Origin of the sequence: Caballeronia sp. LZ043 (assembly GCF_031451075.1) — a bacterium.
Classification (GTDB): Bacteria; Pseudomonadota; Gammaproteobacteria; order Burkholderiales; family Burkholderiaceae; genus Caballeronia.
This window is the reverse complement of record NZ_JARUXT010000003.1, coordinates 1,542,317-1,568,728: the sequence shown is the minus strand read 5'-3', so window position 1 is coordinate 1,568,728 and position 26,412 is coordinate 1,542,317. Positions and strand designations below refer to the sequence as shown.

Below are 26,412 nucleotides of genomic sequence, written 5' to 3'. Positions count from 1 at the left end.
ATGAGCGACACCATCATCAAGGAACGCGGCGAGACGGAACGATCCGCCTCCGCCGCCGACACAACACCGCGCAGCAAGCGCAAGCTGCTGCTCACGCTGCTTGCCGTGACGGTGACCGTGGCGGGTGCAGGGTGGGGCGGCTATTACGTCACCACGGGCCGCTTCTTCGAAGCCACCGACGACGCCTATGTCAGCGGCAATCTCGTGCAACTGACGCCTGAAGTGAGCGGCACCGTGATCGCCGTGAACGCAGACGACACGCAGATCGTGCATCAGGGCGCGCCCGTCGTCACGCTCGACGCCGCCGACGCCAAGGTCGCGCTCGGCAACGCCGAGGCGAACCTTGCACAGACGGTGCGGCAAGTGAGCAGCCTGTACGTCAACAACGCGTACTACGGGGCGACGATTGCCCAGCGCCAGTCCGATCTCACGCGCGCGCAGGCAGACCTGAAGCGGCGTATCTCGATTGCCGAAACCGGTGCAGTGTCGGGCGAAGACGTCGCCCATGCGCGCGATGCAGTGAGCGCCGCACAGGCTGCGCTCGACGCCGCGCGCCAGCAATCCGAAGCAAATCACGCGCTGACCGACCGCACCTCCATCGCTCAACATCCGAACGTGCAGGCCGCAGCCACGAAAGTGCGCGACGCGTGGCTGGCGTACGCACGCAACACACTGCCCGCGCCGGTCACCGGCTATGTCGCGCGCCGTTCGGTGCAAGTGGGTCAACGCGTCGCGCCCGGCGCGCCGCTGATGGCGATCGTGCCGCTCGACGGCGTCTGGGTCGATGCCAACTTCAAGGAAGTGCAGCTCGCGCACATGCGCATCGGCCAGCCGGTGACGCTCACCGCCGACGCCTACGGCTCGAAAGTGAAGTACCACGGTCACGTCGAAGGTTTCTCGGCGGGCACGGGCGCGGCCTTCGCAGTGCTGCCTGCGCAGAACGCGACCGGCAACTGGATCAAGGTCGTGCAACGCCTGCCGGTGCGGATCCGGCTCGATCAGCGTGAACTGAACGCCCACCCGCTGCGCATCGGCCTCTCGATGCAGACGGAAGTCGAAACGCGCGACCGGCCCGGTACGCAACTCGGCGCGGCCACGACGACGTCATACAAGACCGATGTCTTCAGCCGCTACGGCGAGGAAGCGGACGCGGAGATCGAGCGGATCATCGCGGACAACGTGACGTCGCGCTGACGCACTTTTTTTTAGCTATTTATCTGACAGGTCAGTGACAGACAAGACAGGTTATGCAATGAACCCGACATCTCAACCCGCTCCGCTGCAAGGCGGCAAGCTCGTCCTCGCCACACTCGCGGTGGCGCTCGCGACCTTCATGAACGTGCTCGACTCGTCGATCGCCAATGTGGCGATTCCGACCATCGCGGGCAATCTCGGCGTGTCCGTCGATGAAGGCACGTGGGTCATCACGCTGTTCGCCGCGGCCAATGCCATCTCGATTCCGCTGACCGGCTGGCTCACGCAGCGCGTCGGACAGATCAGGCTGTTCGTCTGGGCGATTGTCCTGTTCGTCATTTCGTCGTGGTTGTGCGGCATCGCGCCGAACCTGCCGGTGCTGCTTGCCGCGCGCATTCTGCAAGGCGCCGTGGCCGGCCCGCTGATCCCGATGTCGCAGGCCATCCTGCTGGCCTCCTATCCGAAGGAGAAGAGCTCGACCGCGCTCGCGCTCTGGGCGATGACGGCAACGGTCGGGCCCATTGCCGGACCAGCGCTCGGCGGCTGGATCACGGACAGCTATTCGTGGTCGTGGATCTTCTACATCAACATTCCGGTCGGGCTGTTCGCGGCGGGCGTGACCTGGGCGATCTATCGCGAACGCGAGACGCCGGTGAAGCGCATACCCATCGACAAGGTCGGGCTGCTGTCGCTGATCGCATGGGTTGCCTCCTTGCAGATCATGCTCGACAAGGGCAAGGATCTGGACTGGTTCAATTCGCCGGTGATTGTTGCGCTCGGCGTGTTCGCGCTTATCAGCTTCGTGTTCTTCCTCATCTGGGAACTGACGGAGAAGAACCCGGTGGTCGACATCACGCTCTTCATGGGGCGCAATTTCCTGGGCGGGACGGTGGCGATTTCCGTCGCCTATGCGGTGTTCTTCTCGAACCTCGTGCTGCTGCCGCAATGGATGCAGGAATATCTCGACTACCGTTCCGTGGATGCCGGCCTTGCCACCGCGCCGCTCGGCATCTTCGCGGTGATCCTCGCGCCGGTCATGGGCAAGCTGATGCCGCGCTCCGACGCGCGCGTGCTCGCCACGCTGGCGTTCCTCGGCTTCGCCGCCGTGTTCTTCATGCGTTCGCACTACACGACCGGCGTCGATACCTGGACGCTCGTCGTGCCGACCCTGCTGCAAGGCATTCCCACCGCGCTGTTCTTCGTGCCGCTGACGGCCATCATCCTGTCGGGCTTGCCGCCTTCGAAGATTCCGGCGGCGGCGGGTCTGTCGAACTTCGCGCGCGTGTTCGCGGGCGCGGTCGGTACCTCGCTCGCGACCACGGGCTGGAACGACCGCACGATCCTGCATCACTCGCAACTCGCCGAGCAGGCGAGCGTCCACAACCCGACGTTCGTCGATGCGATCAGTTCGGTCCAACGCGCGCTGGGTGGAAGTCCAGCGCAGGCGCTGGCGTTCTTCGAACGCTCGCTGACGACGCAAGCCGCGATGCTCGGCCTGAACGACATCTTCTGGTTGTCCGGGGTGATCTTCATCGCGATCGTGCCGCTGATCTGGCTGACGAAGCCGGGCAAGGGCGCGGGCGCGGGCGCGGGCGCCGCGGGCGCAGGTGGTCACTGAGTTCCCGGTTTCGATTCAAGGATCCGCCATGCGGATGATTCAACTGATCCTTCCAACACTGGAGCAACATCATGAAATTCTCGGTCAAGCAGGAGATCCATTCCGAAGACATCGCCGCACTCGAACGCGCGATGCGTACCGTCGATGCCGACGCGCAGGTCCAGGTCGATATCGGCGCGAAGACGGTCAGCGTCGATTCGTGGCTGATGCCGGAGGAGTTCATCGTCGCGTTTGTGGACGAAGACTATGACGTGAAGATTCTTGAGGCGTAGCGTGGCGGTGCGATCCGCCCGGGCGCACGAAGCAACAAGGATGGCACGCGCGGCGTGCCAGATCCCTCAACGACTGGCGAAACGATGATCGTAAGTCGTTTCCCACCCGCCGCCCAGCGACTTGCACAGCGTGATCAGATTCTCGGCGGCCGTCGCCTTGCTGCGTTCCAGATTGCTCTGCGCGTCCAGCAATTGCTTCTGCACGTTGAGCACGTCGAGATAGTCGAGCGCGCCGGCCTTGTAACGCTGCTCCGCCACGGAAAGCGCGCGCTGGTTGAGGCTCACCACGGACGCGAGCCGTTCGCGCCGGCGCTGCTCGGCATCGTAGACCAGTAGTGCATCGTCCACTTCGCGCCAGGCTTCGAGCACGGTGCGCTTGAAGACGATTGCGGCTTCCGCCTGTTGCGCTTCGCGCAATTGCAAGGTGCCTTTGAGCCGTCCGCCCTCGAAGATCGGAAACGTGATCGACGGCCCGACAACAAATTGTCCCGACGCCCAATCGGCGAGACTGGAGAGTTGCAGGCTCTGGAAACCCGCGCTGCCATTGAGCGAAATGCGCGGATAGAAGTCCGCTTTCGCCATGCCGATGGAAGCGGTCGCCGCATGCAGTTGCGCCTCGGCCTTCCTGATGTCCGGACGCCGTCGCGCAAGTTCCGACGGAAAGCCGACCGGCACCTGTTCAGGCAGCTTCGGCAAGTCCCGCGCTTCGGCGAGTACGTCGCGCAAGGCGCCGGGCTGTTCGCCGAGCAGTACGCCGATTGCGTTGATGGTGGTATCGCGCCGTGCTTCGAGCGTCGGAATCAGGCTTTCGATGGTCTCCATCTGCGCCGATGCATTGGCGACATCGAGGTCCGTCGTGACGCCCTCGCGCACCCGGATCTGCGTGAGCCTGACTGCATCGCGGGCAATGTTCAGATTCTGCCGGGCAATGTCGAGCAGCGACTCGGTGTCGCGCAAGTCGATGTAATCGCGCGCCAGTTCCGCGCGCGCCGACAGCAGGATGGCATTGCGGTCCTCGAACGACGCCTCCGACAACGCACCCGCCGCTTCGACGCCGCGCCGCACGCGGCCCCAGATGTCGAGTTCCCACGATGCATCGAAACCTGCCTGATAGAGATCGTAGGCAGGCGAGCCTTTCGACCCGGGCATGCCCGCCACGCCGAGCGGCGCGCTGCCCGATGCCGATTGCGGCTGGGTTTGCGTCGGCGTGACGCCCAGCAGCGACAGCACGCCGGTCTCGCTGCCGCGCTCGCGGTTGTAAGACGCCGCGCGATCGAGGGTCGGCAGCGCGGCCGCGCCGGCCACGCGCTGTGCGGCGCGACTCTGCCGCAAGCGCGCGGATGCCGCGGCCACGTCGAGGTTGGCATCGGCGAGACGCTGTTGCAGTGCGTTCAGCACCGGGTCGTCGAACAGCGTCCACCAGTCGGGATTGAAGTCGGCCTGCACGGGCTTGCTTGGGGCCTGTGCGTTGTGCGTTCGTTCCAACACGTCAGGTGTAGTGGTTTTCGGCGCTTCGAAATCAGGGCCAACCGTGCATCCTGTTATCACGAAGCTTGCAAGGACGGCGAGCGCCAGCGTGCGCAGCGGCATGTCATTCGGGTTCATCTGGCGTCACCTCCAAGAGCGAGCGCTTCACGCTGCCTGCCCACCGACACCTCCGCTTCCACCGACAAGCCCACGCTCAACGCATCGGCGGCTTCCTGCGGACGATCGATCGCGATCCTGACCGGCACCCGCTGGACGATCTTCGTGAAGTTGCCGGTGGCGTTGTCGGGCGCGATGGGCGCGAAGCTCACGCCGGTCGCGGGCGCAAGGCTCTCCACATGGCCCGTGATGACGCGGCCCGGAACGCTGTCCACCTTGATGCGCACGCTCTCGCCGGGCCGCATCCGCGCGATCTGGTTCTCCTGGAAGTTGGCGACGACATAGGCGTCCCGCAACGGCACGATGGCCAGCACCGGCGCGCCGGGCGTCACGAACGCGCCGACGCGCGCCGAGCGGCGTCCCACCTTGCCATCGACGGGCGCGTGGATCTCCGTGTACGACAGGTTCAGCGTGGCCTGTTCCAGCGCGGCTTCGGCACGCGCGAGCGCACCGGCTGCCTTGTCGCGCTGCGAATGCAGTACGGCGAGATTCTGCTCGGTCGTGCTGAGCGCGGCGCGGTCGCGGGCCTGTTGCGCGAGTTGCTGCGCCAGCGTGCTCGATGCGCGCTGCTGTTCCTGCGTCGTGCCCGCGCCGTTTTCCGAAAGGCTCTGATAGCGCGATGCATTGGCGCGCGCGAAGTCGATGGCGGCGTCATCGGAGCGCAGCGTGGCGCGCGCCTGGTCGACCAGCGAGGGATGCCGCGCGATTTCGGCATCGAAGTTCGCAACGGCGGCGTGGGCCGCGACGACATCCGCCTGGGCGCTCATCAGGGCGGCGTGGAAATCACGGTCGTCGATACGCAGCAGCAGTTGCCCCGCCTTGACGGTCTGATTGTCCTGCACCAGGACATCGGCGATCTGACCGGCGATACGCGGCGCGACGAGGGTGAAATCGGCCTGCACATAGGCATCGTTGGTGGATTCGGTGTTTGAATCAGACGACAGCCGGAAGCCCAGGCCTGCGACAACCGCGAGCGCAACCACCGGCACGGCGATACGAACGGAACGGGAACGGGTTTGGGAAAGGGTTGAGGATGACATGACAGACGTCCCTTAGCGTGGAGAGGGCGGTGTCGCGCTCCACGGCGGATAGATGCGCACGGGTAACACCGGAATGAGTAACAGCAACGCAATGGCAATGCAGGCCATGACGCGATAAAGATCGGCGGACGTCAGCACCTGCGCCTGCTCATGCACGCGATGCGCGAGTGCGCCGAGGCCGCCGGCGGCATCGAGGCCCTGATTCGCGACCAGCGAACGATTGCCGATCTGATCCACCAGCACGTTCGAGTAATAGTGTTCGCGCGCGGTGCCGAGCCCTTCGATGAGCGCGGTCGCCACGGCGGCGGAGAAGGTCTTCAGCGAGTTGAACATGGCCGAGGCGAACGGGCCTTCCGTCGGCGGCAGGCCGGTGGTGACGCCCATCAGGATGGCAAGGATCAGCATGGGCTGCGCGGCGATCTGCAAGGCTTGCAGCAGGTAGAAGTTGTCGCGGATCCATTCGGAGGTCATCGAGCTGCCCATCAGGCAGGTTGCGGCCATCAGCGTGAGTCCGGTCGCCATGACCCAGCGGAAATCGACCCGCTTCATGTTCAGCACCGCCGCCGTCAACGGCAACGCGACCAGCAGCGGCAACGCCACCAGCAGGGAAAGCGGCGCGGTTTGCAGCGGCCGGTAAGCATGGATGCGCGCGAGGTACTGCCCCGGGATCGCGGCGACGCCGACCAGCAGGATCACCGCGCCGGCGAGCGTCGAAAGACCGTGCATGAAGTTCCGGCGCGACAGAAGCTGGAGCTTGAAGAACGGAAGCGGATGAAACCATTCGTTCACGAGGAACACGGCAAGCAGCGCACCGCCGCCGATGAACATCGCGCAGATCACATCCGATTCGAACCAGTCCAGCCGCTCGCCTTGCAGCAGCCCCGTTACGAGCATCGCAACGGCGGGGGCGCCGGTGAGGAAGCCGGTCCAGTTGAAGGCGCGCAGACGGTCGAGTTTCAGTGCATCGGCGGGAAGGCCGTACTGGATTGCCGTGCACGCGAGCGCGCCCAGCGGGACGATCTGCCAGAACGCCATCTTCCAGTTGACGTACTCGGTCCACAGCGCGGCGAGCGGGGTGCCCAGTGCCGGACCGAAGGTCGCCGTCATCGCATAGCCGGCGAGGCCGTACAGCTTGACCTTCGGCGGCAGATAGCGCAGCGCGACGATGATCAGCATCGGCGGCAGACAGCCGCCCGCAATCCCCTGCAACACGCGCAACGCGTACAACGAAGCCAGGTTCGGTGCGAACGGACACAGCACGCCGAAGAACATCGTGGCCAGCACCGCGCCGATCGTGAAGCGCTTGAGCGTGAAGGTCATGCCGAACCAGGGCGCGAAAACCATCGTGGCAACGTTGGCCGCTTCGAAGAGCGTGGTGAGCCATGTGCCGTCGTCGTGACCGATGGACAGCGCGCCCTGAACGTCAATCATGGCGATCGCCGTGACCTGTTCGTTCAGGATCGCCAGCAGGGACGCGAGCAGCATGCCGGCCAGCCCCGTGGCGAGACGAGGCGAGAGCGCGGCGCTTTTTGCATGCGGCTGTGCGGCGGCGATGGAATGCTCTGCCGTGCTCATGCCTTTCGATGCGCCTCTTCGAAATATTGCGGCGCCTCGCGGCGGTCGAACATGCCGTATTCACGAATCACGCAAATCTGGCGGGAACGAACGTCGCTCGGGAGCGCGGCTTCGCGTGCGTAGGCATCGGCGGCGGCCTGGTCGCGCCATGTTGCTATCGCGATGACATCGCCCGGCGTGAGCAGCGCATCGAAGACATCCCATGTGATGAGACCGGGCGCGGCGATATCGAGGCCCAGCGATGCCGCGACCGCCTGCGCACCGGCTTCCTTGACCCAGTCCGGCTTGCGGCTTGCATCGTGCAGCGTCACTGCCTTCGCGCCGACCTCGGTCACATCCAGACGTTGTTCGAGCAGAACGTGTCCGTCCGGAATCTGCGAGTCCGCGAACGTCTGGCCGATGCGCAGCCGATAGTCCTCGAACACCCGGTCGCGCGCCGCTTCCTGGATCTTGTGATGGCGGCTCGTCGTGCGCCAGCGCACCAGCGCCTTTTCATCGCGCCAGCTCGACAGCGACAGCAGCCAGCCCTCGCGCGTGAGGCTTGCGTAACGCGTGTTGTCGACGAAGCCGTCGATCTTCTGCAGTTCGGGGCGCAGCATGTTCGCCATGCCGAGATAGGCGTCGAACTGATCGCGATAGGGATTGACTTCCAGCATTGCAGAGAACATGACGGCTCTTCCTTGGTTCGGTTGCGATGTGCTTAGGGGTGGTTGAATTGTCGGCGAGCAACTTGCGTGGTTGAAGTCCGGGCTGCGCCGGAATCGGGACAATGAGTGTGCGGCTCGGGCCAGGGCGACCGGCGTCGAAGATCCGCTCGCGTCCCGTGTTCTCCATAGGCCAATCCGTTCTTGAATCAGGCCAACGCGCTGCAAGGGCGCTCACGCGTCGTGCATCGCCGCCTAGAATTCAGAAGCGGATGTTCGCGGCGTAGGAAATGAAATGGACAGGTTGCGTGAGATGGAAGTCTTTGTCGCCATCGTGGATAGCGGTGGCTTTACCAGTGCGTCGGAACGGTTGGGGTTGTCGACGGCCGCGGTATCGCGGGCGCTGAATTCACTCGAGGCGCGCACCGGCGCGCAACTGCTCGCGCGCACGACGCGCTCGGTGCGTCCCACCGATGCGGGCATCGACTACCTCGATGCATGCCGCCAGGTGCTCGATGCCCTCGCGGATGCGGAAGCGCGCCTCGGTGCGTGGCACGTCAGGCCGGTCGGCACGTTGACCGTGTCGGCACCCGTGCTGTTCGGCCAGCGCTTCGTGGCGCCGCTGATCAACGCGTTTGCGAAGCGCTATCCGGACATCACCATCAACGCGGTGTATGTCGACCGCACGACGCGGCTGCTGGAAGAAGGCGTCGATGTCGCGATTCGCATCGGACATCTCGGCGACTCGACGACGTTTGCCGTGCCGCTCGGTTTCGTGAGGCGCAGGACTTATGCGTCGCCTGCTTATCTGAAGGAGCGCGGAGAACCGCTGCATCCGCGCGAACTGACGCAGCACGACTGCGTGTCCTATACCGGTGTGACGCATCCTCTGGAATGGGTGTTCGCCGAGCGCGGCGCACGCCTGCCGGTGCGTCTCCAGCCGCGCATGATCGTCGATCTCGCGCCCGCCGCCATCGCTGCTGCCAGCGACGGCGTGGGCATCACGCAACTCTTTTCCTATCAGGCGGCGCCGGAAGTGCTCGGCCATACGCTGGCACCGGTCCTGTCGGCCTTCGAGCCCGATCCGGTGCCGGTGAGTCTGCTGCATGTGGAGCGCCGGGGCGCGAGCGGAAAGATTCGCGCGTTCCTCGAATTCGTGACCGACGAGTTGCGCGGCAACGCGCATCTGCAATGCGTGGCCAGGACGATGGCCGCGCGACGCTGAACGTCCCTCGGCTATTCCACGGCGAGACGCAGCTCGCGATAGGCGCGCACGAGCGCATCGAGGCTGAATGCGCGATTCAGGCCGCTGGGATTGGGCAGCACCCAGACGCGTGCGCCGCCGATACCGTGCTGTTGCGAGCCCCACGAGATATCACGCTGACCGGTCATGGCGGACAGCGCCATCTTGCCGAGGAACGCGATGGTTCGGGGAGCGAGGCTGCGCATCTTCAGTTCGAACGATGCCGCCGCACTTGCGATCTCGGCGCGCGACAAACCGTCTGCACGCGCAGTCGGGCGCTCGACAGCGGTCGTGAGTCCGTATCCGTATTGAAGGATCGCGCGCCCGTCTTCGGGGCGCAGCAACTCGGGCGTGAAGCCGGCGAGATGAAGCGTGCGCCAGAAGCGGTTGCCCCGGCCGGCGAAGTGCTGTCCCGTCGCTGCGGCGAGCATGCCCGGATTGATGCCGCAGAACACGACGTTCAGTCCGGGTTCGAGTATGTCCGGGAGCGGCTGGATCGTTGGCAAGCTTATGCGGCCTCCGCCAGTTCTTCCAGTTCGGGCAACGAGACCGAGCCGGTCACATTGGAACGGGCCGATATGTGCTGAGCCATGGGCGCGTCCCGGAAGCGCGCACGATACTGCTTCGGCGTGACGTTCAGACGACGGGCGAAGGTGGTGCGCATGTGCGTCGCGCTATGGAAGCCGCATTCGAACGCGATGGTCTTGAGGGGTGCGTCGCTCGATTCGAGACGCTTTCTCGCGGTATCGACGCGCACCTGTTCAACAAACGCCGAAGGCGTGACCTGCGCATACCGGGCGAACACGCGGGAAAAAGTCCGGCGGCTCACCGATACCGCGTTGGCCAGTTGCTCGATGGAAAGCGCATCGGCGATATGCTCGGTCACATAACGATGCACCCTGGCGATGATCGGCGCTTCCTCCGTGACCTCGGCGAGATACGGGCTGTACTGCGACTGTCCGCCTTCGCGCTGGATATAGACGACGAGGCGCCGCGCCACGCGCATCGCGTGTTCGTGGCCCCAGTCTTCGGCGACCAGCGCAAGACACAGGTCGATGCCCGCCGACACACCCGCCGATGTGAAGAGCTGTTCGTCGCGCATGAAGATCTTGTCCTGCTGCACGCGCGCTTGCGGGAAGGTTCGGGCGAGGCGTCCCGCGTCGGCCCAATGCGTGGTGACCTGCTTGCCGTCGAGCAGGCCGGCATGGCCCAGCACGAAAGCGCCGTTACACACGGCGCCGAAGCGGGCCGCGCCCCGCGCCTGCCTGCGCAGCCAGGCGAGGAAGTCGGCAGGCGGATTCCAGTCGGGCAGCTGCGGGCCGCCGGCCACGAGCAACAGGTCGTATTGGACATCCGAGTCGAGATAGCCGACCGGCACGACCAGTTGCATGCCATTGGAACAGGTGACCAGGCCCGCCTCGCGTCCGACCAGCGAGACTTCATATTGCTGGTCCGCGGGGAGATGCGTATTGGCTTCCGCGAACACATCAAGCGGGCCGGCAACGTCGAGTGCCTGCACACCGTCGAACAGAACTATGGCGACTTTCATGCCCTGACCTTCCTGAGGAAAAGCGATCAACTTAGACCGATTGCCCCACTCTATCCCAGCCCTCGCGCGCGAGTGACACCTTGTCCGGTAAATGACTTTTGCGTCCGTGTAACAAGCGCGTTTCATGCCTTCCGCAAGGCGCTCGCGCCGGCGTGGCCCGAATTCGACGCCGTTTGGCCCGCCACGGCGCCAGAAGCGCGTCCTCTTGACGACGCGGCTGACTAGACTTCATCTCATGAGGTAGACAGGTCTGTCTCCGATGAACCACGGCGTGCAGCGGCTTGAGCGCCCCCACGCCGTAGAGGCAAGAAGGACATCCATCATGTTGATCGAACAACGCCAGAACTCGTTCCTGTTCGGCGCCAACGCGCCTTACGTGGAAGAGCAGTATGAACGCTATCTTGCCGAGCCGGCCTCGGTGACGGACGAATGGCGCGGCTATTTCGACGCTTTGCGCGAAACGCCCGCCGTCGACGGCAGCGACCGCGATGACGAACCGCATGCGCCGGTCGTTTCCGGTTTCGTCGAACTCGCGCGGCATCCGCAGCCGGTTGCCGTGCAAGCCGACGGCGCGCTCGCGCTCGCGCGGAAACAGGTGGCCGTGCAATCGCTGGTCACTGCGTTCCGGACCATCGGGACGCGCCGCGCCAGTCTCGACCCGTTGCGACGGGAGCCGCAGCGCGCGCTGCCGGAGCTCACGCCTGCATACTACGGTCTCACGGCGGCCGACATGTCCACGCGCTTCAGCACTGCGGACACGTACTTCTTCGACGAAGACGCGACCCTCGCCGAGATCGTGACGGCGCTGGAGCAAACCTATACGGGCACGCTGGGCGCGGAGTTCATGCATCTCTCCGATGCCAACGAGCGGCGTTGGTGGCAGATTCGGCTCGAATCGTCGCGCGCCGCGCCCTCGTTTTCGCGCGAGGAGAAACACCGCTTTCTCGAACGCCTCACCGCGGCGGAAGGACTCGAAAAGTATCTGCACACGCAGTTCGTCGGGCAGAAGCGCTTCTCGCTGGAAGGCGGCGAAGCGCTGATCGTCTTGCTCGACGAACTCGTCCGCTATGGCGCCGCGAAGAACGTGCATTCGGTCGTCATGGGCATGGCGCATCGCGGACGGCTGAACGTGCTGGTGAACATCGCGGGCAAGCCCGTGCATGCGTTGTTCGATGAATTCGACGGCAAGCACGCGGACCCGCTCCCCGAAGGCGACGTCAAGTATCACAAGGGTTACAGCACCGTGACGCAAACCGCGCAGGGTCCGGTGGAAGTCGTGCTGGCGTTCAATCCGTCGCATCTGGAGATCGTCAATCCGGTGGTGCAGGGCATGGCGCGCGCCAAGGCCGACGCACTCGGCCCGAACCACACCGGCAGCGTGCTGCCGGTGGAAATCCACGGCGACGCGGCGATGTCGGGACAAGGCGTGGTGATGGAAACCTTGAGCCTGTCTTACACGCGCGGCCACGGCACGGGCGGAACGGTGCATGTCGTGGTGAACAATCAGATCGGCTTCACGACGTCCGATCCGCGTGATACGCGTTCGTCGTTCTACGCGACGGATATCGTCAAGATGATCGAGGCGCCGGTGCTTCACGTCAACGGCGACGATCCCGAAGCTGTGGCGCTGGCCGTGCATCTTGCGCTCGACTATCGGACGCAGTTCAGGCGCAGTGTCGTGATCGATCTCGTGTGTTTCCGCAAGCATGGGCATCAGGAACAGGACACGCCGGCCATCACGCAGCCGCTGATGTATCGCGCGATCGCCGCGCATCCGGGCGTGCGGACGCTCTATGCGCAGACGCTGATCCGGCAACACGTGATGACGCCCGAGCAGGTCGATGCCTATGTCGATGCGCAGCGCGCGTCGTTCGACGGCGCGCGTGGCGGCGATTCGCTTCCTGTTGAAGCTGAAGCGGGCGTGGGCAAGCTCGACCGCTACCAGGCCCCGACGCGAGAGCTAGTGGGCGTCTGGGCACGGCGCATCGCCAGCGTGCCGGAGGGTTACGAGCTTCATCCGCTCGTCAACAAGATGATGGCCGCGCGGCGTGACATGGCGAGGGGCAAGAAGGGCGTCGACTGGGGCATGGGAGAGCATCTTGCCTTCGCGTCGCTGCTCGGAAAGGGGATCGACGTGCGCCTGAGCGGACAGGACAGCGCGCGCGGTACGTTCAATCATCGGCATGCGGTGCTGCATAACCAGAAGCGCACGCAACGCGCCGATGGCGTGTTCATTCCGCTCGATCACGTGCACGACGTGCAAGGCCGCTTCACGGTAACGAACAGCATCCTGTCCGAGGCGGCCGTGCTTGCGTTCGAATACGGCTACTCGACGGTGAAGCGCGATGCGCTCGTGATCTGGGAAGCGCAGTTCGGCGACTTCGCGAACGGCGCGCAGGTGGTGATTGATCAGTTCATCGCGGCGGCCGCGGCGAAGTGGGGGCAACGCAGCCGACTGACGCTGTTCCTGCCGCATGGTCAGGAAGGCGCCGGGCCGGAGCATGCATCGGCGCGGCTCGAACGCTACCTGCAACTGAGCGCACAGGACAACATGCGCGTAGTTCAGCCGACGACCCCCGCGCAGTTGTTCCATCTGCTGCGCATGCAGGCGCTTGCGTTCGACGCCAGGCCGCTGGTCGTGATGACGCCCAAGTCGCTGCTGAGGCATGCGGAAGCCGTGAGCACGCTGGATGAGTTGTCGCAAGGCGCGTTCCGGGAAGTGCTGCCTGACGCCCACGCCCATGCCGATGCAGCGCATGACGCACAGGTCGAACGCGTCATCGTGACGTCGGGAAAGTTCTACTACGACCTGATCGATTATCGCCGCAAGCACGGCATCGACGATGCACGCGTGATACGCGTCGAACAGCTGTATCCGTTTCCAGCCGCAGCGATCGCCGCGCAGCTTGCGCGTTACCCGAACGTGAAGCGCGTGATCTGGTGTCAGGAAGAAGCGCGCAATCAGGGCGCATGGAGCTATGCCGAACCGCAGTTGCGCGAGCTTCTGCCTTCGGGCGCTGCACTGTCGTATGTCGGGCCGGACGCGTCGGCATCGACCGCGCCGGGGCATCACGCCACGCACGTGGCAAGACAAGCGGATGCGCTGACCCACGCATTCACGAAGTGAGACTGACATGACTCGTAATCCAGCAGTGAAGCGCCCGATCGAGCCCGTGCAAGGCGACGGCGAACTCATATCAGGCGCCGACATCATCCTGCGCGTGCTCGCCGAGGAAGGTGTCGATACCTTGTTCGGCTACAGCGGCGGCGCGATCCTTCCGACCTATGACGCGGTGTTTCGCTTCAACGAAACGCATGCGGACCAACCCGAGCGGCAGATCAAGCTCGTCGTGCCCGCCAACGAACAGGCCGCCGGCTTCATGGCCGCGGGCTATGCACGGGCCAGCGGGAAGGTGGGCGTCTTCATGGTGACGTCCGGGCCGGGCGCGACCAACGCCGTCACACCGATCGCCGATTGCAACGGCGACTCCGTGCCCGTCGTGCTGATCTGCGGACAGGTGCCGCGCGCGGCCATCGGCACGGACGCGTTTCAGGAAGCGCCGGTGTTCAACATCATGTCGGCGTGTGCGAAGCAGGTCTTCCTCGTCACCGATCCGGCGAAGCTGGAAGAAACCCTGCGGACGGCCTTCGAAATTGCGCGCACGGGCAGACCCGGGCCCGTCGTGATCGACGTGCCGAAGGACGTGCAGAACTGGAAGGGCGCCTGGCGCGGACACGGCACCTTGCACTATCGCGGCTATTCGGACCGGCTTCGGCTGGTCGCGAAGGGCGCGCGGCTCGACGATGAAAAGCGCGCCGCGTTCTTCGCGCTTCTCGCGCGCAGCCAGCGGCCGCTGTTGTATGCGGGCGGCGGCGTCATCGCGTCGGGTGCGAGCGCCGAACTGCGCCAGTTCGCCGAGCGTTACCGCATTCCTGTCGTCACCACGTTGATGGGCCTCGGAAACCTGCCGGCGCGCCATGAGCTGAACCTCGGCATGCTCGGCATGCACGGTGCGGCGTGCGCCAACTATGCGGTCGAGGACTGCGATTTCCTGATCGCCGTGGGCGCGCGTTTCGATGACCGCGTGGCGGGTGGGCGGCCGGAAGCATTCGCGTCGAAGGCGCATGCAGTCGCGCATATCGATATCGATGAAGCCGAGATCAACAAGGTCAGACGCGTGGAATGGAGTCACGTCGGCGACGCGAAGGATGCGCTGCTGGCCCTCATGTCGGGCGGTCCGGCTACGCGTCCGGCGTCCGCCTGGGCCGCGCACGTTGATGCGCTGCGGCGCGAGCACGGAATGAACTACGACAGGAGCAATCCGGCGCTCCAACCGCAGCGCGTGATCGAAATGCTCGGCGAGATCACGGGCGGGCGCGCGATCATCAGCACGGGTGTCGGGCAGCATCAGATGTGGGCTGCGCAGTTCTTTGACTTCGTCAAGCCGCGCAGTTTCCTCACCTCGGGCAGCATGGGGACGATGGGCTTCGGCCTGCCTGCTGCCATCGGCGCCCAGTTTGCGCGGCCGGACGCGCTGGTGATCGATATCGACGGCGACGGCAGCATCCGCATGAACATGGGCGAACTGGAGACGGCGAGCACTTATGGCGTGCCGGTGAAGGTGCTGCTGCTCAACAATCGCGGCGACGGCATGATCCGGCAGTGGCAACGCCTGTTCTACGACGGTCGAATGTCCGTGAGCGACAAGGCGCTGCATCGCAAGGACTTCGTGCTGGCGGCGCAGGCGGATGGCTTCGAGTTTGCGTGTCGCGTCGAGCGGGAGGATGAATTGGAAGACAGGCTCAGAGCCTTCGTGACCTTCGACGGTCCCGCGTTCCTCGAAGTGAGGATCGACGAAAATGCCGATGTGTTTCCGATGGTCGGTCCAGGGCAGACCTATGAAACCATGATTACGGGCCCGTTCATTCCGTCGCGCTCGGATCCGGAGGCGCGTTCCGGGAGCATCGCGGCTGGCGCTCCCAGCGACATGTTCTGACGCGGAGCGAGGGACATGATGAATGCGGATCTGATCCACAAGGCGCTCGCCAGTCCGGTGCGGCGCGAGATTCTGACGTGGCTGAAGGAGCCGGAAGGCGCGTTCGGCAGCGGCCTGCCAATCAAGGCGATTCAGGCGCGCAGCGGTCTGTCGCAGTCGACCATTTCCGCGCACGTTGCCGCGATGATCGAGGCCGGCTTGCTCGTGGCGCGGCACGTGGGCCAGTTCATCATCGTGTCGCGCAACGAGGAGGTGATCGGGGCGTTTATCGCGGAGTTGCGGAGCGGTTTGTGAACGGCAATTTCCGAGACGCTGTCTCGGAAATTGCAGTCGTTCGGTGAATCAACGCGCCATCATCAACGCATGCACGTTATGCAGCACCCACACCGTGCCGACGATCAGGATCAGCGACATCAGAATGGTGTAGGCAAAGGACAACGCATGCCAGCTTTGCCCCTTCGACGCATTCACGTGCAGGAAGAACACCACATGCACGATGACCTGAGCGGCGGCCAGCACCGCCAGCATGACGATCGCCTTCTCCCCGCTGAACATGCCTGACGTTGCGGCCCAGAACGACGCCACGGTCAGCACGACCGCCAGCGCGAAGCCGATCAGATACCCGCGCGCGGTGACGTGCGGGAAATCGCTTGAATTGCCGTGCGAATGAGCCATCAGACGATGCTCCCGAGATAGACGAAGGAAAACACGCAGATCCAGACGATGTCCAGGAAGTGCCAGAAGAGACTCAGGCAGGCGAGCCGGCGCAGGTCGCGTTCGCTCAGCTTGCGCTTGCCCACCATCTGAATCACGAGCACCACCAGCCAGAGCAAGCCGACCGTCACGTGCAGGCCGTGCGTGCCGACGAGCGTAAAGAACGCCGACCAGAACGCGCTGCGCTGCGGCCCCGCGCCTTCCGCGACGAGGTGCGCGAACTCGTTAAGCTCAAGCCACAGGAAGCCCGCGCCGAGCGCGAACGTGACGAACAGCCAGCCGAGCACCGCGCCGGTGCGCTGGCGCATCGCGGCGATCATCGCGAAACCGAAAGTCAGGCTGCTCGTCAGAAGCAGGCTGGTTTCGAGCGCCACGTCGCGCAGGTTGAACAGGTCCTTGCCGGTAGGCCCGCCCACGGTCTGCATCGCGAACATCGCGAAGGTAGCGAAGAGCGACGCGAACAGCACGCAATCGGTCATCAGGTAAGCCCAGAAGCCGAACACCGAGTGCGACTGATGTTCGTGCCCGTGGTCGTGCGCGCCGTGCGCGGTCAGTGTCGATTGCGACATTTACAGCACCTCCATTTCCAGTTCCCGTTCCGCGCCGGCCTTGACGGGCGGTCGCGGCGCGTTCGGTTCTTCGATCGACCTGACCGTGGCCGCCGGAATGATGAAGCCGGCGTTGTCGCGGAAGCTGTAGCCGATCACCACCGCCACCGCGCCCACGAGGCCCGCCGCCGCCAGCCAGGCGATCTGCCAGACCGCCGCAAAGCCGAACATCAGCGAGAAGAGGCCAATGAACAAGCCCGCGCTCGTGTTCGACGGCATGTGGATGTCGGCGTACGGACGGGTATCGACGCGTCGGGTTTCCTTCGCATGGGCGAAGTCGTCCAGCGCGCGCACTGCCGGAACGCGCGCGAAGTTGTACGCGGGCGGCGGCGAACTCATGGTCCATTCGAGCGTGCGGCCATCCCAGGGGTCGCCGGTGACGTCGCGATAGGCGGGCTGATTGCGGCGCAAGACACTGACGACGATCTGCGCGACCTGGAACACCACGCCCAGCGCGATGATGCCCACGCCGATCGCCGCCACCGTGAAGTAAGGCTGCCAGGCGGGGTTGTCGTAGTGATTCAGGCGGCGCGTCGCGCCCATGAAGCCGAGAATGTAGATGGGCACGAAAGCCACGAAGAAGCCCACGAACCAGCACCAGAAGGCCTTCTTGCCGAGCTTCTCGTCGAGCTTGAAGCCGAAGACCTTCGGCCACCAGTACGACACGCCCGCGAAGTAGCCGAACACCACGCCGCCGATGATCGCGTTATGGAAGTGCGCGATCAGGAACAGGCTGTTGTGCAGCACGAAGTCCGCGCCGGGAATCGCGAGCATCACGCCCGTCATCCCGCCCAGCGTGAAGGTCACGATGAAGCCGATGGTCCACATGATCTGCGAGGTCATCTGCACGCGGCCGCGGTACATCGTGAAGATCCAGTTGAAGATCTTCACGCCGGTGGGAATGGAGATGATCATGGTCATGATGCCAAAGAAGGCATTGACGTTCGCGCCCGAGCCCATCGTGAAGAAGTGATGCAGCCACACGAGGAACGACAGCACCATGATGCAGCAGGTGGCGTACACCATCATGCGATAGCCGAACAAGGGCTTCTTCGAGAACGTCGCGACCACTTCCGAATAGATCCCGAACGCCGGCAGAACCAGGATGTAGACCTCCGGATGCCCCCAGGCCCAGATCAGGTTCAGATAGACCATCGGGTTGCCGCCGCCGTCGTTCGTGAAGAAGTGCATGCCTGCATAGCGGTCGAGGCCGAGCAGCGCGAGCGCGACGGTCAGGATCGGGAACGTCGCCATGATCAGCACGTTCGCGCAGAACGCGGTCCACGTGAAGACGGGCAGCTTCATCCACGTCAGGCCGGGCGCGCGCATCTTCACGATGGTCACGAAGAAGTTCACGCCGGTCAGCAGCGTGCCGACGCCCGACAGCTGCAACGCCCAGATGTAGTAATCCACGCCGACGCCCGGACTGAACTGCGTCTCCGACAACGGCGGATAGGCGAGCCAGCCAGTGGCCGAGAACTCGCCGACGAACAGCGACAGGTTGATCAGGATGGCCGCCACGGCCGTCATCCAGAACGACAGCGAGTTGATGAACGGAAAGGCCACGTCGCGCGCGCCGATCTGCAAGGGCACGATCAGGTTGAAGAACGCGACCAGCAGCGCCATGGCCATGAAGAAGATCATGATGGTGCCGTGCGCGGTGAAGATCTGGTCGTAATGATGCGGTGGCAGGTAGCCCGGCGAATCGAGCGCGATGGCCTGCTGGATGCGCATCATGACGGCGTCCGCGAAGCCGCGCACGAGCATCAGCCCGGCCACGACCAGATACATGACGCCGATGCGCTTGTGATCGACCGAAGTCAGATACTCGCGCCACAGCCAGCCCCACTTGCCGAGCCGGGTGATGAGGCCGGCCGTGCCGAGCGCCGCGATCGCCATGAAGACGGTCGCCCCCATGATGATGGGCTCGTGGTACGGAACCGCCTCGAGCGTTAATTTGCCGAACATGGCTTACCCCTTGGTTACGCAGTAGTTGCCGTTCACGTCGAAACGGCCGTCGTTGTACTTGGCGACGATGTTGTTGAAGAGCCGCGGATCGACGGTGGAGAAGTAACGCACCGCCACCTTCTCGCTCGGACGCGCGACGCCTGCATAGACATCCATGCTGAGCGTCTCGGGCGCGGTTTTGACCTTGTTCAGCCACGCGTCGAAGTCGGCGGGAGACAGGGCGAGTGCGCGGAACTTCATGTCGGAGAAGCCCGCGCCGCTGTAGTTGGCCGAGATGCCTGCGTAGTCGCCGGCGTGGTCGGCTTGCAAATGCAGGCGCGTCTGCATGCCGGCCATCGCGTAGATCTGGCTGCCCAGTTGCGGGATGAAGAACGAGTTCATCACCGAATCCGACGTGATGCGGAAGTTCACCGGCGTGCCCACCGGAAACGCCAGCTGGTTCACCGAGGCCACGCCCAGGTCCGGATAGATGAAGAGCCATTTCCAGTCGAGCGCGACCACTTCGACGTTGATCGGCTTGACCTGCGAGTTCAACGGCTTGTACGGGTCGAGCTCGTGCGTGGTCTTCCACGTGAGGATGCCGAGATACAGGATGATGAGCGCGGGAATGGCCCACACGACCACTTCGATGGCCGTGGAGTGCGCCCACTTCGGCGCATACGTGGCCTTCGTGTTCGACGCGCGATAACGCCAGGCGACGAACAGCGTGAGCAGGATCACCGGGATCACGACGAGCAGCATCGCGTAGGTCGCGGTGGCGATCAGCGAGGACTCGGCCACGCCGATTGCGCCTTTGGAATCGAGGACTTCCAGCTTGCATCCCGAGAGGCCGGCGGCGAGCATCAACGCCGTCAGCGCGGGTACAGCGGAACGTTGAGTAGTGTCATTCATTGCATTCGCTTGTTTCGATGATCGAGGCGTTGGAGGAACGCCGTTGAACGGCATTGCGCCGCGTCAGGATCATGCCACCGACGGTCGCCCGTGATGACGCGAATGGTTGAAATTTTGTTTCAGATCAATGGGATGCGACAGGGTGTCGCGGATCTTCAAGGCGTTTCGCGAAACAGCGGCGAGTCTACAACGCGTCGCGATGCGCGCGGGTGTAATAAAAATATTTGGCCGAGGCGCCGTGCCTCTGATGAACGTCAAGAGACGTGTCCGGCGCGGGCTTGTCGTGACGAAGACCGCGCGGCTACGATCCGCAGCATCTTGCCGCCATTGCCTCGTCATGAACCTGCATCCCGACTCCGCCTCGACCTCTCATGTTCATTCGTTCGCCCCGCTCGTGATACGCGGCCGCAGCCTGCTGCCGATCGTGCAGGGCGGCATGGGCGTCGGCATCTCGGCGCATCGGCTAGCGGGCAGCGTGGCGCGCGAGGGCGCAATGGGCACGATCGCGAGCATCGACTTGCGTCATCACCATGAAGACCTGCTCGCGATGTGCCGCGCGGACCCGTCGCGCGCCACGCTGGAACGCGCCAACCTGATCGCTCTGGGACGCGAGATCGAGGCGGCGCGCGTCGTGTCGGAAGGGCGCGGCATGCTCGCGGTGAACGTGATGAAGGCCGTCAGCGCCCATGCCGACTATGTGCGCACCGCCTGCGAGCACGGCGCGGACGCCATCGTGATGGGCGCGGGTCTGCCGCTCGACTTGCCCGATCTCACGCAAGGTCATGACATCGCGCTGATCCCCATTCTTTCCGATAGCCGTGGCGTTACGCTCGTGCTTCGGAAGTGGATGAAGAAGGGCAGGCTGCCCGATGCCGTCGTGATCGAGCATCCGGCGCACGCGGGCGGACATCTGGGCGTGGCGGCGCTCGACGACATGCACGACGAACGCTTCGGCTTCGAGCGCGTGCTGGCGGAACTGGATGCATCGTTCGCCGCGCTCGGGCTGGCGCGTGCAGACGTGCCGGTGATCGTCGCGGGCGGTATCGACGGACACGAAGCCGTGCGTCAATGGCTCGGCGCGGGCGCGAACGGGGTGCAGCTCGGCACGCCGTTCGCGGTCACCGAGGAAGGCGATGCGCATCCGGCCTTCAAGCGCGTGCTGGCGGAGGCGCGGCCGGAGGATATCGTCGAATTCGTCAGCGTCACCGGGCTGCCCGCGCGGGCCGTGAAGACGCCGTGGCTCATGCGCTATCTGCGCAACGAAGAGCGCATCCGGGCGAAGATCGGCACGCGCCCGCAAGCCTGTCCGACGGCGCTCGACTGCCTGAGCGCGTGCGGCCTGCGCGACGGCATCGAGAAATTCGGGCACTTCTGCATCGATACGCGTCTGGCTGCGGCGCTGCGCGGCGACGTGGGCAACGGGCTGTTCTTTCGCGGCAGGGAACGGCTGCCGTTCGGCGCGGCGATTCGCAGCGTGCGCGATCTGATCGAGGTGCTGCTGACGGGCGCGACCCACGGCGCGACCCAGGCCACGCCCGCAGGCTGCTGAGCCGTCAGCCGCCCGAATACTTGCGCAACAGCGCATTCACGTCGATGCGCTGTCCCTGAAGCAGCAACAACCGCGTATGCAGCACGAGGTTCTCCAGCACGAGCAGCGCGGTGGTGAGCATGTAGGTGAGATTGACGTCGCCGGGATTGAGTCCGCTGGACTGGAGCTTCCGATGCTTGTCCACGAGCGCGGTCATCACGAGGCTGCGCAGTTCGGGTTCTGCAAAGGGAAGATCGCCGTAGTCGACCGGATCTTCGCGTTCGAGTTCTGCGAGCATGCCCGTCAATTCGCTGATGGTCACTTCCATGGCTTCTCCCGGCTCAGGCACTGCGTGGACGGTGAACAGTGAACAATGCACAGCGTCTTCATGGTGCCACGGGCGCGCGCAAATTAAAACGGCCGGACGCAGGAACAGGCATCGAAGCGTAGACTCGATCCATGCAAACCGATCGCTGGGTGTCACGTCATGGCCAGACGCTTGCCTGAACCGTGGTATCGCCCGCCACAGGAAGAAGTCTGCGCGCTGTGCGGGCGCTTGGTGCCGCCCGCCGAACGCGACCTGCATCATCTCGTGCCGAAGTCGCAAGGCGGCAGGCAGACCGCCGTCCTGCATCGCATCTGTCATCGGCAATTGCATGCGCTCTTCACGGAGAAGGAACTGGCGCAGCGTTATTCGACCGTCGAGGCGCTGCTCGCGCACGAAGCGGTGCGCGGGTTTGTCGAGTGGGTGAAGACCAAGCCGGACAGCTTCTATCAGCGCACGCGGCGTTCACGTTCACGCTGACACCGGCACCTCGCGCACGCACGGCGTCTCGCGCCGGTATGCCGCCATGCCGAAGCGTTGCAGGATGAAGCTCTCGACGACCAGCTTCAGATCCGCTTCGCAAGGACGCGTGCCCCAGCGGCTGTTGCCCGCCACCGACGCCACCGCGAACCACGAGTGCGGCTGAAACAGTTCGACACGCAACAGGCCGCGCTCGAAAATCCTGAGCCGCCCGGTATCGATGTGGAATTCGGCGCTCACCGCGCCGCCCGGCATGTCGATGCTCGCCGTGATGGCCTTCGCTTTCATGGTCTCTTGGTCTCTCTCTGTGCGTTGCCTTGTCGCGTTGCTTTGTCATTGCCCGGCGCGCCTTCTTTCGCGTTGCAGACCACTCTGAACCGCAACGTGCGAAAACGGCCAGTCCCGCCTTAGCAGGGATCGGACCCGGGGGCGCGATTGCCGGATTCTCCAGCGGCGCCGCGAATGTCCAACCGTCCCGGCAGAAATTCCCCTATAGGCATACAGTACTGGCGTTGCGGATGGCCGCCGAAACATCGGCGCGATCCGCACGGCGTTCGCCAGAAGCACGCAGCGTCATGGCGAACGTTCGCTGTCGCACATAACATCACCCTGTCACCTTGCAGCGGTCACGTTTTTCCGTCGTGGAAAGATGCTCGTTCGTTCGCAAAAGATGCAAATACCGGAGGGAAGCAGACCATGTACAAAGCGTATTCCTATGCCGCCGCCGCAGCCGACAAACCGCTCGGTCCGCTCGAAATCAAGCGGCGCGAGGTCGGGGCGAACGACGTTCGTATCGACATCCTGTTCTGCGGCGTCTGCCACTCGGACCTGCACATGGCCAGGAACGAATGGGGCGCGTCGAACTATCCGATCGTGCCGGGGCATGAGATCGTCGGCCGGGTGGTCGAGGTCGGTGCGGACGTGTCGAAGTTCAAGGTGGGGCAACTCGCGGGCGTCGGCTGCATGGTCGATTCCTGCCGCGTCTGCGACGCCTGCAAGGAAGGCCTCGAACAGTTCTGCGACGGTCCGGACAGCTTCATCCAGACCTACAACTCGCCCGACCGCCAGTCCGGCGGCGTGACCTTCGGCGGCTATTCGACGAGCATGGTCGTCGATGAAGCCTACGTGCTGAGCGTGCCGGAAAATCTCGAACTCGCGGCTGTCGCACCGTTGCTGTGCGCAGGCATCACGACTTACTCGCCGCTGCGTCACTGGAACGTGCAGAAAGGGCAGAAGGTCGGCATCGTCGGACTGGGCGGCCTTGGACACATGGGCGTCAAGATCGCCGCCGCGATGGGCGCGCACGTGGTGCTGTTCACGACGTCGCCGGGCAAGATCGAGGACGCGAAGCGCCTGGGCGCGCATGAAGTCGTGATCTCGAAGGACCCGGACCAGATGGCCGCGCACGCCAACAGCTTCGACTTCATCCTGAACACGGTGGCCGCGTCGCACGACCTGGATCCGTTCATGGTGCTGCTCAAGCGCAACGGCACCATGACGCTGGTGGGCGTGCCGGAGCATCCGCATCCGTCGCCGGCGGTGTTCAACATGATCTTCAAGCGGCGCGCGCTGGCCGGGTCGCTGATCGGCGGCATCGCGGAGACGCAGGAGATGCTCGACTTCTGCGGCAAGCACGGCATCACCTCCGACATCGAGATGATCCGCATGGACGAAATCAATCACGCGTACGAGCGCATGCTGAAGAGCGACGTGAAGTATCGCTTCGTGATCGACATGTCGACGATGCCGAGCTAAGCAGCGTTGCCATGGCAGGCGCGGCGGAGGCTGCCGCGCCTGCACGAGCATGAATCACTGCGCGATGGCCGCGCGCAGTCTTTCGACGAAGCGCTCCGTCACCGCCGGCAAGGTCCGGCCTTTCTTCCGGATGAGCGCGACCGGCCGCACGAAGGCCGGGTGATCGATGGCTTTCACGACGAGCCCCGGCTCCGCGCGCACCTCGCGCGCCGTCTCGGGCAGGATCGTCACGCCGAGGCCGCCGCGCACCATCGCGACGGCGGTCATCATGTAAGTCGGCTCGCAGGCAATCTCCAGCGTTTCGCCCGTGGCGCCGAGCGCGGCATCGACGACCGCGCGCACGCTGGTGCCCGGCGCGGTGAGCACGAGCGGCTCGCGGGCGAGATCTTCCGGACCGATGCGCCGCTTCCGCGCCAGCGCATGGCCGCGCGGACACACCGCCACGAGCCGGTCGACGCCCGCGTGCAGCACCTCCAGCAACGGGTCCGCGACCTCGCCGCCCGTCAGCCCGATATCCGCTTCCTCGCTGCGCACGAGCGCGTTGACGGCGCTCGCCACGACATCGCGGATCTGAAAGGCGACGCGCGGCACCTCGCGCTTCATGCCGATGATCAGCTCCGGCAGCATGCTTGCCGCGAACGTGGGCAGGCACGCCAGGCGAATGGTGCCGCTGCCGCCTTCGCCGAGCGCGCGGGCGTCGCGCAGCACGTTCTCCATGTCGTTCAGCGACTTGCGCAGCAGCGGCAGCAGTTCGCGCCCGGTGGGCGTCAGCGCGACGTTGCGGCTATTGCGATCGAACAGCCGCGCGCCTACCGCCTCTTCCAGCCGGCGAATCTGCACGGTCAGCGCCGGTTGCGACAGATTGAGCCGCTGCGCCGCGCGCGTGAAACTGCCGGTGTCCGCCACCGCGACCAGCGCCCGGATGTCGCGAAGATTCAGATCCATTATGAGATGTGATGGCTGCGATCAAATCATTTCAATTGTGTTATCGCTGCAGCGAACTTACGCTGAACGGCATCAAAAAACAAGATTCGGAGACATGTTCATGCTGCCGTTGCTCGGCCTGGCCACCATCGTCGTCCTGCTCGGGGCGATCCTCTCAAAACGCATGTCGCCGCTCGTCGCGCTGATCATCGTGCCGATTGCCGCGTCGCTGCTCGGCGGCTTCGGCCTGCAGACCAGCAAGTTCGTCATCGATGGCCTGAAGAGTCTCGCGCCGGTCGTCGGCATGTTCGTGTTCGCGATCCTGTATTTCGGCACGATTACCGACGCCGGCACGCTCGATCCGATCATCGACCGCATCCTGCGCGCGGTCGGCACGAAGCCGACGCGCATCGTCATGGGCACGACGCTGCTCGCGCTCTTGATCCATCTGGACGGCTCCGGCGCGGTCTGCTTCCTCGTCACGATCCCGGCGATGCTGCCGCTCTACGAACGCCTCAAGATGGACAAGCGCGTGCTGGCGGCGGCGGTCTCCATGGCGGCGGGCATCAACTTCCTGCCCTGGACCGGGCCGATGATCCGCGCGTCCGCCTCGCTGCATCTGCCGATTTCGGCGCTGTTCAATCCGCTGATTCCGGTGCAGGCCGTGGGTCTCGTGTTCGTGTTCGGCATGGCGTGGTGGCTCGGACGACGCGAGGAAAAGCGCCTCGGCTACTCGGGCGCGAGCGGTGCCGTGCCGCTGCCGAAGCGCGAACTGACGCCCGAGGAACAGGCGCTGCGCCGGCCGAAGAATTTCTGGTTCAATATCGTGCTGACGGTCATCGTGCTCGGCACGATGGTCGTGATGGGCGAGAAGATCCCGCCCGCGATCATGTTCATGGTGGGCCTGTGCATCGCGCTGATGGTGAACTACCCGAACGTCGAGATGCAGCGCAAACGCATCGACGCGCACGCTCGCGCCGCGCTGATGATGGCCGGCATCCTGCTCGCGGCGGGCGTGTTCACCGGCGTCATGCAGGGCAGCGGCATGCTCAAGGCGATGGCGCAGGCGGCCGTCGGCTTCGTGCCGCCTGCGATGGCGGGGCACATTCCCGTCGTGCTCGGCGTGCTGTCGATGCCGCTCTCCATGCTGTTCGATCCCGATTCGTTCTATTTCGGCGTGCTGCCGGTGATTGCCGAAGTGGCGTCGCAACTGGGCGTCGCGCCGGTGCACGTCGGCCAGGCGGCGCTGCTCGGACAGATGACGACCGGCTTTCCCGTGAGCCCGCTCACGCCCGCGACCTTTCTCGTTGTCGGCCTGTGCGGCATCGATCTCGCGGACCATCAGAAATTCACCTTCCCGCTGCTGTTCGGCGCGTCGCTCGTCATGACGCTTGCGTGCGTGCTGCTGGGCGTGTTTCCGCTTTAATCCGGACTGGACGAAGT

Annotated in this window: 24 protein-coding genes; 11 read left to right on the top strand and 13 right to left on the bottom strand. The window is 64.7% G+C overall.

Annotation, left to right across the window (positions count from 1 at the left end; genetic code table 11):
• From QCE64_RS27230 to QCE64_RS27220, 3 genes are all read left to right on the top strand, one after another.
• Positions 1-1,194 (top strand): HlyD family efflux transporter periplasmic adaptor subunit, encoded by a 1,194-nt coding sequence (locus QCE64_RS27230; RefSeq protein WP_310007232.1) that lies wholly within the window; start codon positions 1-3, stop codon positions 1,192-1,194.
• Between the two features lie 58 nt (positions 1,195-1,252).
• On the top strand, positions 1,253-2,812 hold the full coding sequence (locus QCE64_RS27225) for a DHA2 family efflux MFS transporter permease subunit (protein ID WP_310007230.1): 1,560 nt from the start codon (positions 1,253-1,255) through the stop codon (positions 2,810-2,812).
• Positions 2,813-2,883: 71 nt separating this feature from the next.
• On the top strand, positions 2,884-3,084 hold the full coding sequence (locus QCE64_RS27220) for a copper chaperone (RefSeq protein ID WP_309925089.1): 201 nt from the start codon (positions 2,884-2,886) through the stop codon (positions 3,082-3,084).
• A gap of 66 nt (positions 3,085-3,150) precedes the next feature.
• On the opposite strand, the gene QCE64_RS27215 is transcribed toward QCE64_RS27220, so the two are convergent.
• From QCE64_RS27215 to QCE64_RS27200, 4 genes are read right to left on the bottom strand one after another with little or no spacing between them, the layout of a single operon-like run.
• Positions 3,151-4,689, bottom strand: coding sequence for an efflux transporter outer membrane subunit (locus QCE64_RS27215; protein WP_310007228.1), 1,539 nt, complete (start codon positions 4,687-4,689; stop codon positions 3,151-3,153).
• Positions 4,686-5,768 carry an HlyD family secretion protein gene (locus QCE64_RS27210; protein ID WP_309934066.1) on the bottom strand — a complete coding sequence of 361 codons (1,083 nt, stop codon included), beginning with the start codon at positions 5,766-5,768 and terminating at the stop codon, positions 4,686-4,688. Before QCE64_RS27210 ends, QCE64_RS27215 begins: the two co-directional genes overlap by 4 nt.
• Positions 5,769-5,780: 12 nt before the next feature.
• Positions 5,781-7,343, bottom strand: coding sequence for an MFS transporter (locus QCE64_RS27205; protein WP_310007226.1), 1,563 nt, complete (start codon positions 7,341-7,343; stop codon positions 5,781-5,783).
• Entirely contained in the window at positions 7,340-8,011 is a 672-nt protein-coding gene (locus tag QCE64_RS27200) for an antibiotic biosynthesis monooxygenase (protein ID WP_310007224.1), read from the bottom strand. Before QCE64_RS27200 ends, QCE64_RS27205 begins: the two co-directional genes overlap by 4 nt.
• Positions 8,012-8,282: 271 nt before the next feature.
• On the opposite strand from QCE64_RS27200, the gene QCE64_RS27195 reads away from it, so the two are divergent.
• Positions 8,283-9,212 (top strand): LysR family transcriptional regulator, encoded by a 930-nt coding sequence (locus tag QCE64_RS27195; protein ID WP_309925077.1) that lies wholly within the window; start codon positions 8,283-8,285, stop codon positions 9,210-9,212.
• Between the two features lie 11 nt (positions 9,213-9,223).
• On the opposite strand, the gene mug is transcribed toward QCE64_RS27195, so the two are convergent.
• Both mug and QCE64_RS27185 read right to left on the bottom strand, forming a co-directional pair.
• Positions 9,224-9,736 carry a G/U mismatch-specific DNA glycosylase gene (gene mug, locus QCE64_RS27190; RefSeq protein WP_404987447.1) on the bottom strand — a complete coding sequence of 171 codons (513 nt, stop codon included), beginning with the start codon at positions 9,734-9,736 and terminating at the stop codon, positions 9,224-9,226.
• A 2-nt stretch (positions 9,737-9,738) separates the two neighbouring features.
• Complete coding sequence (locus QCE64_RS27185; protein WP_309934062.1) at positions 9,739-10,779, bottom strand: GlxA family transcriptional regulator; 1,041 nt, start codon at positions 10,777-10,779, stop codon at positions 9,739-9,741.
• 322 nt (positions 10,780-11,101) lie between these two features.
• Between QCE64_RS27185 and QCE64_RS27180 the strand changes: the two genes are divergently transcribed.
• Genes QCE64_RS27180 through QCE64_RS27170 form a run of 3 tightly spaced genes read left to right on the top strand, consistent with a single transcriptional unit; the run spans position 11,102 to position 16,070 of the window.
• Positions 11,102-13,906: a 2-oxoglutarate dehydrogenase E1 component gene (locus tag QCE64_RS27180; protein WP_310007221.1), complete on the top strand. Its 2,805-nt coding sequence runs from the start codon at positions 11,102-11,104 to the stop codon at positions 13,904-13,906.
• A 7-nt stretch (positions 13,907-13,913) separates the two neighbouring features.
• Positions 13,914-15,776 carry a biosynthetic-type acetolactate synthase large subunit gene (ilvB, locus tag QCE64_RS27175; protein ID WP_310007219.1) on the top strand — a complete coding sequence of 621 codons (1,863 nt, stop codon included), beginning with the start codon at positions 13,914-13,916 and terminating at the stop codon, positions 15,774-15,776.
• 15 nt (positions 15,777-15,791) lie between these two features.
• On the top strand, positions 15,792-16,070 hold the full coding sequence (locus tag QCE64_RS27170; RefSeq protein WP_309925068.1) for a helix-turn-helix domain-containing protein: 279 nt from the start codon (positions 15,792-15,794) through the stop codon (positions 16,068-16,070).
• A gap of 48 nt (positions 16,071-16,118) precedes the next feature.
• On the opposite strand, the gene cyoD is transcribed toward QCE64_RS27170, so the two are convergent.
• The 4 genes from cyoD to cyoA are packed head-to-tail and all read right to left on the bottom strand — an operon-like array spanning position 16,119 to position 19,957.
• Positions 16,119-16,451: a cytochrome o ubiquinol oxidase subunit IV gene (cyoD, locus tag QCE64_RS27165; RefSeq protein ID WP_310007217.1), complete on the bottom strand. Its 333-nt coding sequence runs from the start codon at positions 16,449-16,451 to the stop codon at positions 16,119-16,121.
• Positions 16,451-17,059 carry a cytochrome o ubiquinol oxidase subunit III gene (gene cyoC / locus QCE64_RS27160; RefSeq protein ID WP_310007215.1) on the bottom strand — a complete coding sequence of 203 codons (609 nt, stop codon included), beginning with the start codon at positions 17,057-17,059 and terminating at the stop codon, positions 16,451-16,453. Before cyoC ends, cyoD begins: the two co-directional genes overlap by 1 nt.
• Positions 17,060-19,066 carry a cytochrome o ubiquinol oxidase subunit I gene (gene cyoB, locus QCE64_RS27155; RefSeq protein WP_310007213.1) on the bottom strand — a complete coding sequence of 669 codons (2,007 nt, stop codon included), beginning with the start codon at positions 19,064-19,066 and terminating at the stop codon, positions 17,060-17,062.
• Between the two features lie 3 nt (positions 19,067-19,069).
• Positions 19,070-19,957 carry a ubiquinol oxidase subunit II gene (gene cyoA / locus QCE64_RS27150; protein ID WP_309925060.1) on the bottom strand — a complete coding sequence of 296 codons (888 nt, stop codon included), beginning with the start codon at positions 19,955-19,957 and terminating at the stop codon, positions 19,070-19,072.
• Between the two features lie 337 nt (positions 19,958-20,294).
• Between cyoA and QCE64_RS27145 the strand changes: the two genes are divergently transcribed.
• Entirely contained in the window at positions 20,295-21,506 is a 1,212-nt protein-coding gene (locus tag QCE64_RS27145; protein WP_310007211.1) for a nitronate monooxygenase family protein, read from the top strand.
• A 4-nt stretch (positions 21,507-21,510) separates the two neighbouring features.
• Here QCE64_RS27145 and QCE64_RS27140 read toward each other — a convergent pair whose 3' ends face one another.
• Positions 21,511-21,813: a hypothetical protein gene (locus QCE64_RS27140; RefSeq protein WP_309817900.1), complete on the bottom strand. Its 303-nt coding sequence runs from the start codon at positions 21,811-21,813 to the stop codon at positions 21,511-21,513.
• Between the two features lie 159 nt (positions 21,814-21,972).
• Here QCE64_RS27140 and QCE64_RS27135 point away from each other — a divergent pair, with 159 nt between their 5' ends.
• A complete protein-coding gene (locus tag QCE64_RS27135; protein WP_309934046.1) occupies positions 21,973-22,290 on the top strand; it encodes an HNH endonuclease signature motif containing protein in 318 nt (105 codons plus the stop codon).
• Here the strand turns inward: QCE64_RS27135 and QCE64_RS27130 are convergent.
• On the bottom strand, positions 22,282-22,578 hold the full coding sequence (locus tag QCE64_RS27130; RefSeq protein WP_309925055.1) for a hypothetical protein: 297 nt from the start codon (positions 22,576-22,578) through the stop codon (positions 22,282-22,284). The two genes, QCE64_RS27135 and QCE64_RS27130, sit on opposite strands and share 9 nt — an antisense overlap.
• Before the next feature lie 408 nt (positions 22,579-22,986).
• On the opposite strand from QCE64_RS27130, the gene QCE64_RS27125 reads away from it, so the two are divergent.
• A complete protein-coding gene (locus tag QCE64_RS27125; RefSeq protein WP_309925053.1) occupies positions 22,987-24,045 on the top strand; it encodes an NAD(P)-dependent alcohol dehydrogenase in 1,059 nt (352 codons plus the stop codon).
• Positions 24,046-24,099: 54 nt separating this feature from the next.
• Here the strand turns inward: QCE64_RS27125 and QCE64_RS27120 are convergent, their stop codons facing one another.
• Positions 24,100-24,990 (bottom strand): LysR family transcriptional regulator, encoded by an 891-nt coding sequence (locus QCE64_RS27120; RefSeq protein ID WP_309925052.1) that lies wholly within the window; start codon positions 24,988-24,990, stop codon positions 24,100-24,102.
• A gap of 100 nt (positions 24,991-25,090) precedes the next feature.
• On the opposite strand from QCE64_RS27120, the gene QCE64_RS27115 reads away from it, so the two are divergent.
• A complete protein-coding gene (locus tag QCE64_RS27115) occupies positions 25,091-26,395 on the top strand; it encodes a citrate:proton symporter (protein WP_309925050.1) in 1,305 nt (434 codons plus the stop codon).
• The last annotated feature ends 17 nt before the right edge of the window (positions 26,396-26,412 follow it).